Origin of the sequence: Rudanella paleaurantiibacter, assembly GCF_009184635.1 — a bacterium.
In the GTDB taxonomy this organism is placed as follows: Bacteria; Bacteroidota; Bacteroidia; order Cytophagales; family Spirosomataceae; genus Rudanella; species Rudanella paleaurantiibacter.
On sequence record NZ_WELI01000006.1, the window covers coordinates 31,238 to 47,250 of the forward strand.

At 52.9% G+C, this 16,013-nt stretch carries 13 protein-coding genes; 9 read left to right on the plus strand and 4 right to left on the minus strand.

All coding sequences use genetic code 11. The annotated features are described in order from the left end of the window. Position 1: 1 nt before the first annotated feature. On the plus strand, positions 2-130 hold the full coding sequence (locus F5984_RS26925) for a hypothetical protein (RefSeq protein WP_262884512.1): 129 nt from the start codon (positions 2-4) through the stop codon (positions 128-130). A gap of 67 nt (positions 131-197) precedes the next feature. On the opposite strand, the gene F5984_RS15345 is transcribed toward F5984_RS26925, so the two are convergent. The 3 genes from F5984_RS15345 to F5984_RS15355 form a co-directional block, all read right to left on the minus strand. Then, positions 198-716 (minus strand): D-glycero-alpha-D-manno-heptose-1,7-bisphosphate 7-phosphatase, encoded by a 519-nt coding sequence (locus F5984_RS15345; protein ID WP_152125139.1) that lies wholly within the window; start codon positions 714-716, stop codon positions 198-200. A 195-nt stretch (positions 717-911) separates the two neighbouring features. After that, complete coding sequence (locus F5984_RS15350) at positions 912-2,996, minus strand: S46 family peptidase (protein ID WP_246169030.1); 2,085 nt, start codon at positions 2,994-2,996, stop codon at positions 912-914. 152 nt (positions 2,997-3,148) lie between these two features. Next, positions 3,149-4,495 carry an NAD(P)/FAD-dependent oxidoreductase gene (locus F5984_RS15355; protein WP_152125140.1) on the minus strand — a complete coding sequence of 449 codons (1,347 nt, stop codon included), beginning with the start codon at positions 4,493-4,495 and terminating at the stop codon, positions 3,149-3,151. Positions 4,496-4,939: 444 nt separating this feature from the next. Between F5984_RS15355 and F5984_RS15360 the strand changes: the two genes are divergently transcribed. Next, positions 4,940-7,393, plus strand: coding sequence for a TonB-dependent receptor (locus tag F5984_RS15360; RefSeq protein WP_152125141.1), 2,454 nt, complete (start codon positions 4,940-4,942; stop codon positions 7,391-7,393). Positions 7,394-7,541: 148 nt separating this feature from the next. Then, entirely contained in the window at positions 7,542-8,618 is a 1,077-nt protein-coding gene (locus F5984_RS15365) for a DUF4249 domain-containing protein (RefSeq protein ID WP_152125142.1), read from the plus strand. Positions 8,619-8,695: 77 nt separating this feature from the next. On the opposite strand, the gene F5984_RS15370 is transcribed toward F5984_RS15365, so the two are convergent. After that, positions 8,696-9,793: a chorismate mutase gene (locus F5984_RS15370; protein WP_019988718.1), complete on the minus strand. Its 1,098-nt coding sequence runs from the start codon at positions 9,791-9,793 to the stop codon at positions 8,696-8,698. A 290-nt stretch (positions 9,794-10,083) separates the two neighbouring features. Here F5984_RS15370 and F5984_RS15375 point away from each other — a divergent pair, with 290 nt between their 5' ends. From F5984_RS15375 to F5984_RS15400, 6 genes are all read left to right on the plus strand, one after another. Next, complete coding sequence (locus F5984_RS15375) at positions 10,084-11,304, plus strand: proline dehydrogenase family protein (RefSeq protein WP_152125143.1); 1,221 nt, start codon at positions 10,084-10,086, stop codon at positions 11,302-11,304. A 93-nt stretch (positions 11,305-11,397) separates the two neighbouring features. Further along, positions 11,398-12,300, plus strand: coding sequence for a lipoprotein signal peptidase (locus tag F5984_RS15380; RefSeq protein ID WP_152125144.1), 903 nt, complete (start codon positions 11,398-11,400; stop codon positions 12,298-12,300). Between the two features lie 302 nt (positions 12,301-12,602). Beyond that, positions 12,603-13,034, plus strand: coding sequence for a phage holin family protein (locus F5984_RS15385; protein ID WP_152125145.1), 432 nt, complete (start codon positions 12,603-12,605; stop codon positions 13,032-13,034). 96 nt (positions 13,035-13,130) lie between these two features. Beyond that, positions 13,131-13,682, plus strand: coding sequence for a hypothetical protein (locus F5984_RS15390; RefSeq protein ID WP_152125146.1), 552 nt, complete (start codon positions 13,131-13,133; stop codon positions 13,680-13,682). Beyond that, positions 13,591-14,391, plus strand: a complete 801-nt coding sequence (locus F5984_RS15395; protein ID WP_246169031.1) for a geranylgeranylglyceryl/heptaprenylglyceryl phosphate synthase — start codon at positions 13,591-13,593, stop codon at positions 14,389-14,391. The genes F5984_RS15390 and F5984_RS15395 overlap by 92 nt, the downstream gene beginning before the upstream one ends. A gap of 42 nt (positions 14,392-14,433) precedes the next feature. Next, positions 14,434-15,954 carry a M28 family peptidase gene (locus F5984_RS15400; RefSeq protein ID WP_152125147.1) on the plus strand — a complete coding sequence of 507 codons (1,521 nt, stop codon included), beginning with the start codon at positions 14,434-14,436 and terminating at the stop codon, positions 15,952-15,954. The last annotated feature ends 59 nt before the right edge of the window (positions 15,955-16,013 follow it).

Genomic DNA, 16,013 nt, shown 5'->3' on the forward strand with positions numbered 1-16,013 from the left:
CATGAAAAAAGTATTCACTATTGCCGGTCTGCTGGCCGTTCTGACGATGAGTTCGTGCGCGCGCAAGGGCGCTTGCCCCGCCTACGGAAGTGTGACCAAGCACACACCGGCTACTCAAGCCAAAGCGTAACAAAAAATCCCCGGTAGTGCTACCGGGGATTTTTTGTTTGTAGAATATTAGCTGCCTGTAAAACTTCTCAGGCCTGATTTAGCACCAGCCGACTGGCCCCGAGCAGGTCAGTAGCGTGGCCGTCGGCTTCGTGGGGCCCGGCCACGTGGGGGGTAATCCGGACGGTACGAACCCCAACGCGCCTGCCGGCCTGCATATCGCGGAGGGCATCGCCAAACATCCAGGAGTTTTTGGTGTCGATGTTGTATTTGGCAATAGCCTTCTCCAGCATGAGCGAGTCGGGCTTCCGCAAAAGTGAGCGGGTTGTATAGTCCGGGTGATGTGGACAATAGTAAATATCGTCGATCACGTTGCCACACTGCTGTTGCAGGTGGTTATGACAGCGCATCACGTCTTCACGGGTGTAAAGACCTTTGGCAATGCCCGCCTGGTTGGTAATCACAATCAGCATATAGCCGGCTTGCTTGAGCATCTGTAGCCCTTCGGCAACACCGTCTGGAATAATCATATCCTCTACGCGGTACACGTAATCGGTACGATCTTCATTTAAAACACCATCACGATCAAGAAAAACACACTTATTCATACGCAGGGATAGCGGGTGAGATACAACAAAGGAAGCAATTTTAAGACCAATTGTTGTTGTTATAATACAAAATTTTATTTAAAAACAACTAAAAGTCCTGTTTTGAATCTTCTCTTTGCCCTATTGGCCCGCTTGGAATACAGAATCAAAAATGGGTACTGGAGTAAGAAATACGCGCTTTCGCCGGGCGCGTACTTATCGCCCAGTCGTCAGCTCGTTTACCAGCCGGTCGGCTTTGTAAATGTAACGCATGGCGGCCACCATACCACCTGCGTGTACCGAAACACTCCGGTTGGCATCGGGCACGAAAATAAACGATCCGGGCAGGCTTTCCATGTTGCCATCAAACACCAGGCCAACGGCCTCCCGGTTTTTGTTGATCATGGGGCTCCCTGAGTTGCCGCCGATAATGTCGTTGGTGGTGATAAAATTCATGGGCTGTCGGAGCAGGGCTGCCGGTGGATTTTTCCAGCGGGCGGGTAGTTGCCACGGGCCTTTATCGCCAAATGAATAATTCCGGTCGTAAAGCCCCGCAAACGTTGTGATAATGGGGGCCTGTGTGCCATTGTAGGCATAGCCTTTCACCACACCATCGTTGATTCGGAGCGAAAACGTTGCGTCGGGCGGAACGGCCGTACCGTACACATCGTACAGATAACGGCCCAATTGTGACCGGAGTACCGCTTGCCGCTGCTGAAGGGGCCGCACCCGCCCATTGGCCGTTACAAACCGGCCCGTAACGATTTTGGCCAATGCCAGCAACGGATCGGTGCTGGACGAGATACCCCCCGCCCGGTCGACCAGCTCATTGACAAACTGTGGGTTGGTAAGCCTGGTGTTTGCAATCAGGTAGGCTGCTGCCTCTTTGGGCGAGCGCCCGTTCAGCGCTGCCTGCACATAAGGGTCGCTCGCGCCTAAAACAGTTTGGGCCTCGGCCAGGTGAGCGGCCAGAAAGGCCTCTTCCAGCTGCCGACTTTTAAGCGCAGGTGGCACCATCAGCGAACGGGCCTGTTGAGCAGCCTGTGGTTGCGATTGGGCCAGTTCGCCGTATTGGATAAGATTCTGGGCAAACGCCAGTAACTCGCCCTGCACAAGCGGGTTGGGGGCCAGATAGGTGTTGTCGTTAAATAAGGTGCGTAATTCGGCCGTGGTCGATGCCAGCTCGTCCCAGGTTTGGGTCGGAATATTCTTCTTCTGGGCTGCGGTCTTAAACTGCTTCTCAAAAGCGGCTTTGCGGGCCATCAGGTACGGGTCGCGGAGGCCCGCCAACTGGCCACCAATGGCCTTGAGGCTGTTCTCGAAGCTAAATATCTCATTCAGGACGCTGTCGTTTTTGGCCGTCACGTTATACGCCTGTAGGGCTTTGGAGCGATTCTGAAGCAGCGTAGTGATGTAAGGCAGTCGGTGGTCCCGGTCAAATTCGAGTTCGGCCACGGTTTTAAGTCGCTCCGTGCTGCCGGGGTTACCAACCACAAAGATGGGTTCGCCGTCGCGTACGCCGTTGAGGTTAAACTTGAAAAAATGGGTAGTGCGTAAGGGCTTACCCTGATCGTAAACCCGGAAAAACGAACAGTCGAGGGCGTAACGTGGGTAGGTAAAGTTATCGGGGTCGCCACCGAAAAAGCCCAGTTGCAATTCGGGTATAAATACTAGCCGCACATCGTTGTACCGTTTGAAGCCATAGAGCGCGTACCGGCCGCCGTTGTAAAACGTGATAACCTGCAACTCCAGCCCTTTGAAGCCGGGCTTGTTGGCGTATTCGGTTTTGATGGTCTCGAACTCGCGCTCCTGTAACTGAGCGGTTTCAGCACCCGACCCTGCCCGGTCGATGGCATCCTGTACGCGTTTGGTAATGTCGACAATCTGCACCAGCTGATCCACAAACAGCCCCGGTACTTTCCGTTCTTCAGCAAGTGTTTTGGCAAAAAAACCGTTGGCGTTGAAGTCTTCCCCTTTCCGAACCACTCCCGTTCCCGACTCGCGGGCGCAGTGGTGATTGGTCATTACCAACCCATTGGCCGATACGAATGAGGCCGAACAATAGTCAGCAAACCGGAGGGCGGCCAGCCGAGTTTCGTCAAACCATTTATCGTCGGGGTTAAACTGATACGTTTTCTGGAAATACTCTTTCGGTGGCGTATCGAACGTCCACATCTTGCCCATGTCATACGGGCCGGCTTTTACGGTATCAGACTGGATGGTGGCCACCGGTTGGGCCAGAGCTGACGTAAACAAGCCAGTGAGCACTACACTGGCGATCCAAACGGAAGGGTTTCTCATGAGATGCGTTCCAGAAAATAATAAAACGCAACAGGGTACGGATTGTTACCGCAAGCCGTACAATAGAGCGGTGCCCCGTGGGGCTGTAAAGCCTAATAGGTTAGCCTATTGGCCCGACGCCCCAACGGAGCACCGCTCTATTGTACATAAACTCAAACCATTTCGTTTTTCACCAGAAATTCCTGCGCCTGCACGTCTTCTTTTCGGACAAACGGCCGGATGATAAGCCGGGTGCCGCGCTGATAGGTAAAGAATCGGTAAATCCAGTTGCTGAGTACTACCAGCTTGTTGCGGAAGCCGATCAGGTAGAAGATGTGCACAAACAGCCACGTAGCCCAGGCCAGAAACCCCTTGAGGTGAAGGTTGCGGGGCAAATCGGCTACGGCCCGGTTACGGCCTACAATGGCCAGGTTGCCTTTGTTGAAGTACCGGAACGGCTCCATTTCGCGGTTACGAACCAGTTGGCCGAGGTTTTTGGCCAGTCGCTCGCCCTGCTGGATGGCGGGCTGGGCCACGCCGGGGTGCCCATTCGGGAAGTCGGGGTCGCCCCCTTTCATGTACGCGAGGTCACCAATGGCAAACACATCGGTCAGGCCCTGAATCTGATTGAACTGATCGACCAGCACCCGGCCGCGTTCCACACTTTCGGCGGGGATCCCGTCGATGAGGGCTCCCGTAACACCGGCCGCCCAAATCAGGGTTTGGCTTCGGATTTGCTCGCCCGATTTCAGAATCACCGTTTGGCCGTCGTAGGTATCCACCAAGGTTTTGAGCTTTACCTCAACCCCCAGTTCATCCAGATACGTATGTGCGGCCTTGCTCGATTCGGGGTCCATAGGCGGTAATACTCGGTCGAGCCCCTCCACGAGGTAAATATTCATTTTGGAGAAATCGAGTCCCGGATAGTCGTTGGGCAAGACGTGTTTCCGCATTTCTGCGATTGAACCCGCCATTTCAACGCCTGTTGGCCCCCCGCCCACAATCACAAAGTTGAGGAGCGACTGCCGGATTTCGGGGTCTTTGGTAATGCTGGCCTGCTCAAAGCATTGCAGCAACTGACTCCTGAGGTTGAGGGCGTCGGTCATCTGCTTGAGCGGAAACGCATACTTTTGGACCTGCGCGTTGCCAAAGAAGTTGCTTTTGGAGCCTGTGGCCACTACCAGATAGTCGTACGACAGATCACCGATGAGTGTCTTGACGGTTTTAGCGGCCGAGTCGACGCCTGTAACCCGCACGAGCCGGAAGTGAAAATCGTCCTGATCGGTGAACACCTTACGCAGAGGCTCGGCAATCGAATCGGGCTCCAGCCCGGCCGTAGCCACCTGATACAACAAGGGCCAGAATGCGTGGTAATTCTGTTTATCGAACATGACAACCTGAAAATCGCGGCTGTCAAGATTTAAGGCGACATTGAGCCCCCCAAACCCACCTCCGATAATCACCACCCGTTTTTTGGTAGTGGCCGGAATATTCAGGGAGAGTTTATCAAATTCTAACATGGTCGTGTGCTGTTTTTCAAACGGTTGAGCCCTACGTATTCTTTACCGTAATCCCGAAGGATTGTTTAGTATCATAACAAAAATTTGGGCTGAAGTGTGCACCGACCGTTCATCCGGTTAGGTAAAGGTGGTCTGTTAAAGCATGTTAAATTGCCGGGTAGTTTGGCCTGACGTTCCAACCAAATCACCACGTTTGTACTCCACGTTACAAATTCACGGTTGTAAGTGAATGCAGAATGAACCTCAGTACTGGACATTAGATGCTGGACATTAGACGTTAGACCTTCCTATATAAAGGTAGTAAGTCTAATGTCCAGTGTCTGAAGTCTGAATGTCCAGTACTGAAAGAATGAATAATGTACAATGACTTATCCTGTTGATTGTCAACTTGTTCGTTATTCATTCCGCACCGTACATTATACATTTGATTTTGACTCAGTACGTATGACGTTTCGTTACCTATTTCTGTGGGCCCTGGTGTTGCCCGTTTCTGCCGCGTTTGCCCAGTCCGTTCGGCCCCGAACCAATGCGCCCGTAGCTACGGTGAGCGGGTATGTACGCGAGGCCGGCAGTCAGGAGGCCCTGATTGGCGTCAATGTGTATCTGCCCGGAACGTCCACGGGTACCACCACCAATACCTATGGCTTTTACTCGCTTACCCTGCCCGCGCAGGACAGTGTGCGGCTGGCGTACTCGTTTGTAGGTTACGAAGCCGTTGAATACACGCTTCCGTTACGGCGCGACATTCAGCGCAACGTGATTCTCGACCCCGGCAAGACCCTGTCGGAGGTGACGGTGACCTCCAGCCGGACGCAGGAAAAAGTGAGCGATACCCCCCAGATGAGTCAGATTGATATTCCGGTGCAGCAAATCAAGAAAATACCGGCGTTTCTGGGCGAAAAAGACGTGTTGAAAGTGCTTCAGCTAATGCCTGGCGTGCAAAAAGGATCGGAGGGGAGCACAGGTATTTACGTGCGGGGGGGCGGCCCCGACCAGAACCTTATTATTCTCGACGATGCCGTGGTGTACAACGCTAATCACCTGTTCGGGTTTTTCTCGGTTTTCAACGGCGATGCTCTCAAAAGTGTCGAGCTAACCAAAGGCGGCTTTCCGGCCCGGTTTGGTGGGCGGCTGTCGTCGGTTATCGACCTGAACATGAAAGACGGTAACCGCGAGAAGCTGCACGGCGAGGGCGGCATTGGGCTTATTTCGTCAAGGCTGACGCTGGAAGGTCCACTGGCCAAAAACAAAAAACCGGGCGAGCGGTCGGGATCGTTTCTGGTGTCGGGCCGCCGAACGTATCTTGATGTGGTAGCTGCCCCGCTTATTCGGGCGCAAACCGATGGACAAACCCAGGCTGGCTATTATTTCTACGACCTCAACGCCAAGGTCAATTATGACCTGACCGATAAAGACAAAGTGTACCTAAGTGGCTATTTTGGCCGTGACCGATTCTACGCGAAAGACAATGATTCGGGCACCGATGTGGGTTTGGGCTGGGGTAATGCTACGGGTACCCTCCGTTGGAATCACCTGTTTTCGCAACGCCTGTTTTCGAACCTCTCGCTTATTTACAGCGACTATAAATTTCAGATTGCCTCCGACGAGCGCGGCCGAAACAACAATGCTACCGACCTGTTTTCGCTGCGCTACAACTCCGGCATCCGTGATTTCTCGCTTAAATACGACCTCGATTTTTACCCCAATCCGCAACACTCGCTTCGGTTTGGGGTGCAAACCATTCAACACCGGTTTACGCCCAGTGCTATTGTGCTCAAAAATGCCGGTTCGGTGGGTTTCGACCGGCGGATTAATAACATCGACGTGCTGGAGTCGGGTATCTACGCCGAAGATACCTGGCGACCCAACGAACGCTGGCGCCTGAATGGCGGCCTCCGACTGAGCCATTTTATCCAGAAAGAGGTAAACTATATCCGGCCGGAGCCCCGGTTGTCGGCCGCGTACATGCTCAAGCCCGATTTGTCGCTCAAAGGGTCGTACGCGCTCATGAACCAGTACATTCACCTGCTCTCTAACACGGGTATCGGTCTGCCCACCGACCTCTGGGTACCCACTACCGACCGGGTGGCTCCGCAGCAGTCAGAACAGGTAGCTGCCGGGCTGGCAAAGGACTTCAACCAGTCGGGCCTGTCGCTCACGGTTGAGGGGTATTACAAGACGATGAAAAATATCATCAACTACCGGGAGGGGGCCAGTTTTCTATTGCTCGGCGACCCCACCTCGGCTCAGCAGGTGCGTTGGGAAGACAACGTGACCTCCGGGCGGGGCTGGTCGTACGGGGCTGAGTTTCTGCTTCAGAAAAAAACAGGCCGTTTTTCGGGTTGGGCGGGCTACACCCTCTCCTGGACACAGTGGCAGTTTCCGTTGCTCAATGGTGGGCAGAAGTTTTACCCCCGCTATGATCGTCGGCACGATATTTCGCTCGTCGGGATTTACGAGTTAAGTAAGCGCATTACCCTCTCGGCGGCCTGGGTGTACGGCACGGGCAACGCCCTCACGGTGCCACAGGCCGAGTACCGGGCCTACCGACACGAGCCGGGTATTCGGGGCAGTAGCACAACCGGTGCTGCCGCCATCGTATCGGGCCTGTTCGACTATGGTGCTCGCGTGAGTGACTACGGAACCCAGAAAAACACGTTTCGGGCCGAGGCTTACCACCGTATGGACTTCGGGATTCAGTTTCACAAGAAAAAGCGCCACCACGAACGCACCTGGGAGTTCAGCTTCTACAACCTATACAACCGGCGCAACCCCTTCTTTTACCAGATTGAGTCGGTGACCGAAGGGCAGGCCCCCAACCAAACCACCCGAACGGGCTTGTTCCGGTATTCGGTGTTCCCGATTGTACCAGCGTTTAGCTACAACTTTAAGTTTTAGTAAGGTTTTTGGTTGAAATAGCACCGACCATTTAAGTCAATAGACAAGGAAAATTGCATAATGAACAATAGTTTTTCTGCTGATTATCAGCTTGTTCATTATTCATTTTGAACTGTACATTATACATTTCATTCTGACTCAGTACTGTATGTATCGTCTCATTATATGCCTTTGCCTGTTCCCGCTTTTTTTCTCCTGCGATAGCCTCCGCAACGAGGTCGATCCCAACCGAATCAATCGTGAAGCCGGTAAGCTGGTCGTTGCCAGTTTTATATCCCCCCAGGATAGTGTTCTGACGGTGCAGGTGAACCGCTCAGTGCCGGTGCTGGGGCAATCCAACGCTATTTTGGATGTAGCCAATGCCAGTGTAACCATGAGCGATGGGGTTCGGGTGGTGGCGCTACAATATGCAGTTAACTATCGGCGGCAGAGTCTTAATCTGTACTGGGCCAATGCGCGCAACCTGCCCATTTTGCCCGGTAAAACATACACCCTGTCGGTGAGCACACCTCAGGGCGAGAAAGTGACGGGCCAATGTACGGTGCCCTCTGGGGCTCCGGTGTTTGCGGTGGAGCGTGACTCGGCCCGTGTTGAGAATGGCTATAGCTTCAGCAACGGTGTACGGACACCGATATATGCAAAGGAATACAGCCTGCGGGTAAACTGGGCCGACTTGGCAGGTGGCCGAAACTACTACCGGGTAGCAGCTATGCTAAGCACACAACAAACCCCTCCGTCGAGTCAATCATTGGTGCAGGTAACCGTGCTGAATACGTTTTTTAATAATTCAGATGTCGTGGCTGATTCGCCCGGCGACGATGGTGGTCAGCTGAGGTCGCGCAAGGGTGTGTATTACCGGTACTCGAGTGGTGTCCCCACCTTAATTACTGGGCCCGGCGGCACTACCGTGATAACCTGCCCCACCTGTGCTACCACCATAACCAACCCTACCGGAACCACCGTGATTAACCCTCCGAGTGGCGCATCGGGGACCAGTACAGTTGACAATTACCGCTTTGGCGACAATTTCCGGTCGGCTGAGCTGACGGTATCGTTGCTGCATACCGACGAAATGTACTACCGGTATCACGAAGCCATTCCGCGTCAGCAGGAGTCAGATGGCAATCCCTTTGCCGAACCAGTGCAGATTCCGTCTAATATAAACGGAGGGCTCGGCTGTTTTGCTGGTTTTAACCGAAGGTCGGTGGTATTGAAGTTAAAATAAAAAGGAGCGAGGAGATAGGAGTGAAGAGTATTTGTAACCTCTCCTCACTTCTATCTCCTCGCTCCTATCTTCTGAATTTATGCCGTTTGGCTATTCATGATCTCGGTTTGCTTCCGAATCGACTCCATGTGGATAATCTTGTAGATTTCCTCCACCAGTTCGGGGTAGAGGTTCAGTTTCTTACCCAGTTCGGTACGCGTTTTCAGAATCTCTTTCCACCGCTCAGGCTGGAACAAGGTCACGTTGTTGTCGCGCTTGTACTCGGCCAGTCGCTCAACAAGAGCCATCCGGGCGGCCAGCATTTCAACAATCTGCCGATCGACGTTATCGATGCTTCGGCGCGACTGCTCTACAAAGCTCTGGAACTCGATGTTCGACGATTCAACCTGACGAATTTGCAGGTGATCGAGCATCTCGCCAAAAGCGGCCGGGGTGAGCTGCTGAGCGGCATCACTCCATGCATTGTCAGGGTCGATGTGCGACTCAACAATCAGACCGTCGTAGTTGAGGTCCATGGCCATTTGGGCCAATTCGTTGAGGTACGCCCGCTTACCAGCCATGTGGCTTGGATCGCCAATGATCGGTAGTTCTGGGAAGATCGACTTCAGCTCGATGGCCATTTGCCACATCGGTACGTTGCGGTACTTGCTGGCTTCGCCTGTGGCAAACCCCCGGTGAATAGCACCCAGTTTTTTCACGCCGGCGCCGGCAATACGCTCAAAAGCACCGATCCACAGGGCCAGATCAGGGTTTACCGGGTTTTTAACCAATACCGGTACATCCACACCCCGGAGGGCGTCGGCAATCTCCTGAACGTTGAATGGGTTTACCGTAGTCCGGGCACCTACCCACAGAATATCAACGCCATACTTAAGGGCGAGTTCGATATGCTCGGGGGTAGCAACCTCTACGGCAAAAGGCAGGCCGGTTTCGGCTTTGGCGCGCTGAAGCCAGGGCAAAGCTTTCTCGCCCATACCTTCAAAGCTACCAGGCCGCGTACGGGGCTTCCATACGCCAGCGCGAATGACGTGGACTGCATTCAGTTCTTTCAGCTGACGGGCAGTCTCTACAAGTTGTTCTTCGGTCTCAGCACTGCACGGACCGGCAATGATCAACGGCTTTCCATTGGTTTCTACCCACGATGAGAGGGGCTCAACCACTAATTCAGGCTTCATATGTACTCGGTATTCAACTGGTTTCTACAACTACTCTATCTGGAACTTTTGATTTAAAAATGTGGTATATTTGCAGTCGAATCTCTCCCAAAAAGAGTAGACAAATAGACCTTCGTCAAAAGCTGATTTTTAGTTTGTTGAAGCAGATTTTGGCGTAATTCCTAACCAACCAGAGTTAAGTTTGTTGTTTTTCACGTAACACACTGTTCCGGCTTGGTACTGGGGCGAAACACTAACACATTCGTACCCAGCTGATAGGGACTTACACTATGTCGAATAGAAGTAATCTTATGCCGACGACTGTCCAACGGATCCCGGAAGTTAAGCAAAATGCGGCTCCGGCCGTTTCGTTTGAGGACACTTCGATTGCCTTCTCTTGTCAGTCCGATTTCAAACTTCGAAAAACGTACTGGCTTTTTGCGTTGATGAATAAGGGATGGCTGGTAAATTTAGGGACTTTTTTCATAAAAATTGCCCTTAAACTTCAGCTCCCTGTTAAAAACCTCATAAAAAGCACCATTTTTGAGCAATTCTGTGGGGGAGAAAGCATCCGCGATTGTGAGAAGACAATCAGCAAATTACACGATGGCCACATCGGAACGATACTCGACTACTCGGTAGAAGGGGAAGAAAACGAGAAAAGCTTTGAGGAGACTACCCTTGAAGTACTGCGCACGATCGAACGCGCCAGCGAATCGGCTGATATTCCGTTCTCTGTATTCAAAGTGACCGGTATTGCCAGCACTGACCTGCTGGAGGCCGTGCAGAAAGGCGACGTGCTGTCGAACGAGGACAAAGCCGCTTTTGAGCGCGTACGTGAGCGGGTCGACCGGCTGTGCGCCAAGGCCTATGAGCGCAAAGTGAAAATCTTTGTCGACGCCGAAGAAAGCTGGATTCAGGGGACAATCGACGCGTTGGCGTATGAGATGATGGAACGCTATAACCGCGAGCGGCCGGTGGTGTTCAACACCTATCAGTTATACCGCTGGGAAACCTACAATAACTTTGTGAAGGCGACCGAGACGGCCCGCGAGCGTGGCTACCTGTTGGGTGCTAAACTGGTGCGGGGAGCGTATCTGGAAAAAGAACGCATTCGGTCGCATGAAGAGGAGTACCAGGACCCGATTCAAGCAACCAAAGAAGATACCGACCGGGATTTTAATAAGGCCATCGACTTCTCGCTCAATAATCGGGACGTGGTTTCGATCTGCCTCGGTACACATAATGAATACAGCTGCCAATACTGCTTTCAGCGGATGAAACAGCTGGGTATTGCCCCCAACGATGAGCATATCTGGTTTGCCCAGTTGCTTGGTATGAGCGACAATATTTCGTACAATTTGGCCAATGCTGGCTATAATGTGGCGAAATACGTACCGTATGGCCCCGTTGAGGCCGTAATGCCTTATCTGTTCCGGCGGGCCGAAGAAAACAAATCGATTGCCGGTCAAAGCAGTCGGGAGTTCAAGCTGATTGAGAAAGAGATCGATCGGCGCAAAAATCAACGATAAGTGATAAGCGATGAGTGATGAGCAGCTGACGCAGGCTTTATTTGTGCGCCAGCTGCTCATCACTCATCGCTTATCACTTATCACTCATTTACGATGATCCAGAAAAACCCGCTTAAATACTTCCTTTTCGCTTTTCTGCTAATTGGTATCGATCAGGCCTCTAAAATGGCCGTTCACCATTTTATGCAGCCGGGGTTCGCCGGTCAGATCAGCCTGATTGGCGACTGGTTGAAGCTACACTATGTACTCAACCCCGGAATGGCGTTTGGGATGCAGTTGAGCCACGACTACGGAAAGCTGATTCTGAGTCTGTTTCGGCTCGTAGCTATGGTGGGTATTGGCTGGTATCTGGTGCATCTGGCCCGACAAGGCGCGCCCGACGGCCTGCTCTGGGCGATGGCCATGATCATGGCCGGGGCCGTGGGTAACGTAATCGATTCGACGTTTTACGGCGTGCTGCTGGGCAATGCGCCGTACGGCTCTATCACCCCCTGGTTTCACGGACAGGTAATTGACATGGTCTTTGTGGACATCTGGGAGGGCTTTATTCCTGACTGGGTGCCGCTTTGGGGTGGTCAGTATTACTCGACGCCTATTTTCAATATCGCTGATGCCTGCATTTTTGTTGGCGTCTGTATCATCTTGTTTTTCCAGCGTCGGTTCTTCCGGGATTACCCCGATACGTCGGACCGTGACCCATCGGACCGCGACGGAGAAGAGCATGGGCTGTCAGATCGTTTTGATACGGATGGGCAACTGCCCAATGATGCCCTGCTGACAGGTAGTGCCGAGGTGCTGCCGGCTGTTGACGCGGCTGAAGAACTGGAACGTACCCCCGACGAAAACCAAACGGAACTAGTAGCTGGCATTGAAGGGCAACCTGCTCCAGAACTCGATAGTAACTTGGGCAAAGCCCCTGGTTCGGACGATACGAACCCTGTAATGACCGAAGTTCCCGAAGAGACTACAGACCGCGATAAGCAACGTGAATTGTAACCGTTGAAGAGTCAATTTTATGGCCGGGCGGCTGTAAAGATCGAATAGGTCTTTGCAGCCGCCCGGTTTTGTTATGGGGTTTTTGGCAACCAGCTTATAAAAGGCTGGTATCTTTTTCTACAATCTTGCCCCATCTTTTCAACGCCCTAAACACGGCCATGATCGGGGTTGCCGACTTCATTTCGGCTAATTATCCTGATTTCCCGAAGCCTTCAGGCCATTTATCCGAAAAATCAATTCTTTAAACAGAATGGTAGTTTTTTTGTAGATAGTGCAGTGATGATGCTTAATCATTTACGATCATGTTAGAGAAATTAGACGAGGTTCGGGAGAATATATTTCGGTATCTGGAAGCCAGAATCGAACTCTTTACCTTAGAAACACGCGGAAAGGTAGAAGAAGGAGTTATCCGGGCCATTCACGGAGTCATTCTTGGATTTCTGGCCACCATAACGCTTATTTTTTTACTCAGTTTGCTCGCGGCTTTCCTCAATGAGGTGTTCGAGAGCCGGTATATGGGCTTCCTGATTGTGGCCGCCTTTTTTCTGGTACTCACCATTATCTGGGTGGTAGCCAAAGATTCGTTCCTGAATATGATTCGCAAGATGGCCTACAACAGCCTGAAAGCCTCGAAAGAGAAGAAGGCCGAGGAGAAGTCGGAAGCGGTGCAGGAGCTGATGAATCAAACCCGTGACTCCATGACTGGGTCGGGCCCATATCTGGCCCGCGAGTAAGCTGCAAGCCTAAACCGTACCGCCCCGTGGGTGCCACCTAAGCGGTTTATCCCTGCTCCAAACTATTTTTTTACTAATTTAGACCTGACAAACTCAATGGAAGATCCCAAAGTACTGTTCGCTGACACCACCGCCCGCCGGGCCGAACTGATGAAAGCAACGGAACGATTCAAGACCTCGATCCAGGATTCGGTTGACTCGATCAAAGGCGATGCCGCCGAGACGGGTAAAACTGTTGCTTTAGTAGCTGGTGTAGCTTTAGGCGTGTTTTTGATCGCCAACGCTATTTTGCCGAAATCAGACGAGTATCGCTACGCTGAAAAGTATGGTGAGCGCGATGATGACGACGACGAGGAAGAGTATGATAACCAATACAACTTTGTGAGCGAAGACGCTGACCCGCGCTTCAAATCAAAGCATCAATTGGTTCAGGAGAAAGAAAGGACAGCTAAGAAGTCAGCAATTGGCGGTTTGATCGGTGGTTTGCTTACGTCGGTACTAACCAGCATAGCCCGCGAACAACTGTCGAACGCGCTAACACGCTTTCGGAGCAACAATGCAATTGATTCAGGAACAAACACATACCCCACGGAGTCCTATCGCCCGCACGTCCCCACACAACCTGCTGGCTACCCTTCGCAAGTATAAACAAACTGGCCGCAAAGGCATCGCTGTCTTGCTCGACCCCGATAAGGTTGAGCAAGACGCGTTTTCGGCCCTACTGGATTTGACCCATCAACACCCGGTTGATTTCTTCTTTGTGGGCGGAAGCCTGGTCACCGAGTACACACACCGCGAACTGATTGCCGCTATCCGGGCTCGTACTGATGTGCCTGTTATTCTCTTTCCCGGCAATAGCCTTCATATTGAACCCACGGCCGATGGGGTGCTGCTGCTCTCGCTGATCTCGGGCCGGAATCCCGAATTTCTGATTGGCCAACACGTTATTGCGGCTCCACTCCTTAAAAAAAGCGGCCTCGAAATTCTGCCAACCGGTTATATGGTGGTCGACAGTGGTGCTCCTACTACCGTTTCGTACATCAGTGGCACCATGCCCTTACCGCACGATAAGCCGAGCGTAGCGGCCTGCACAGCTATGGCGGGCGAGATGCTCGGCCTGCAGCTTATGTATATGGACGCGGGTAGCGGGGCGCGCCGACCCGTATCGGCCGAGATGATCGAAGCCGTGCGTCAGGCCGTTGATCTGCCGATTGTGGTCGGTGGGGGGATCAACACCCCTGACCGGGCCACTGCCGCCCTTGAAGCGGGTGCCGACCTGATTGTGGTCGGAAACAGCCTGGAGAAAAACCCCGGTTTGCTGCCTCAATTGGTGGCGGTGGTAGATGCGTATCGGTGATTCTGACTACTTTCGTGGTACAGACATCACCCAACTAACCTCATGCGGACAAACTCGCTGTTATGTATGTTGCTGGGGGGCGCCATGGCAACCGGTGTAGCCGTAGCCCAACCCCAGAAAAGTAAGGCTAAAACAGCCACAACCACCTTCCCCGAACAACGTATTCCGCAGTCAGAATCGGAAGCACACATGCGGTTTCTGGCTGCCGACGAGCTACTGGGTCGCCGGACCGGCGATGCCGGCAACCGGATTGCGGCCCGTTATATAGCCGAACAGTTTCGGTTGCTGGGCCTGAAGCCCGCGCCCGGTCAGGCCGATTTTTTTCAACGTATTCCGTTTGAGCGGGTTTCGATGGCCAACTCAGGCCTGCTCGTGGCTGGTAAAGATTCGCTGCGGCTGGGTAAAGACTTAGTAATTCTGGCGGGTGGCGCTTTCGGTCAAACGGCGGAGGTCGTGTATGCAGGCTACGGCCTGACCGATGGCGAAGATGGCTACAAGGGCCGCGACGTGAAAGGCCGGATTGTGGTGGTACAGGGCGGCTCGCCTGAGGCCAAAGGAGCCCGCGAAATTTTTCGGGCATCGAATCAGAAGCGTAAACTGGCCGCCGACAAAGGAGCTGCTGCGCTCATCGAACTCTACAGCGAGTCGATTCCGTGGGGTATGGCGAGCCAATATTTCAACCGTGAACAGATCTCGCTACCGGCCACGGCCGACGACAGCAAGCTGGTTCACGCCTGGGTTAACAACACCAACAACCGGCTGGGTCGCCTGAAAGAAGCTGGCCAAACAGTATTGTTGCAAACGTCGGGCCGGGTCAATATGGCCGCGCCTTCGATGAATGTAGCCGGGATAATTGAGGGTACTGACCCCAAACTCAAAAATGAGTACGTGGTTCTGTCGGCCCACTTCGATCATGTTGGGGTAGGGCGTCAGGGCGGCAATGCGTATGCGCCAACCGATAGTATTTTCAACGGGGCCCGCGACAATGCCTTCGGGACGGTGGCCCTGCTGACGGCGGCCAAGGCCCTGTCGGAGCTGCGGCCCAAGCGATCGGTGCTGGTTCTGGCCCTGACGGGCGAAGAAGTAGGTTTGTTGGGAAGCCGGTACTATGCCGAGAACCCACTCGTACCGCTGAACCAAACTGTGTTTGACCTCAACAGCGACGGTGCTGGTTATAATGATACCTCTATTGTGTCGGTAATTGGTCTGGAGCGCACGGGGGCAAAGGCAGAGATTGAAGCCGGTGCCAAAGCGTTCGGGCTGGGTGTATTTGCCGAGCCTGCTCCTGAGCAGGGTCTGTTCGACCGGTCAGATAACGTAAACTTTGCGGCTAAAGGGGTACCGGCACCTACTTTCTCGCCCGGTTTCAAATCGTTCGACGAAGCGATTGCCAAATACTACCACCAGGCTGTTGATAACCCTGAGAGTCTGGATTTTGCCTATTTGCACAAGTTTTGTCAGGCTTTCACCCACGCTGGTCGGTTGATTGCAGATCGCCCGACGCGGCCCATGTGGATTGCGGGCGACAAGTACGAGGCCGCTGGTAAGGCATTGTACAAGTAGATAAAGACGTTTACAAAAAGGACGTTAGACATTAGATATTGCAGCAGCAACGGTCTAAT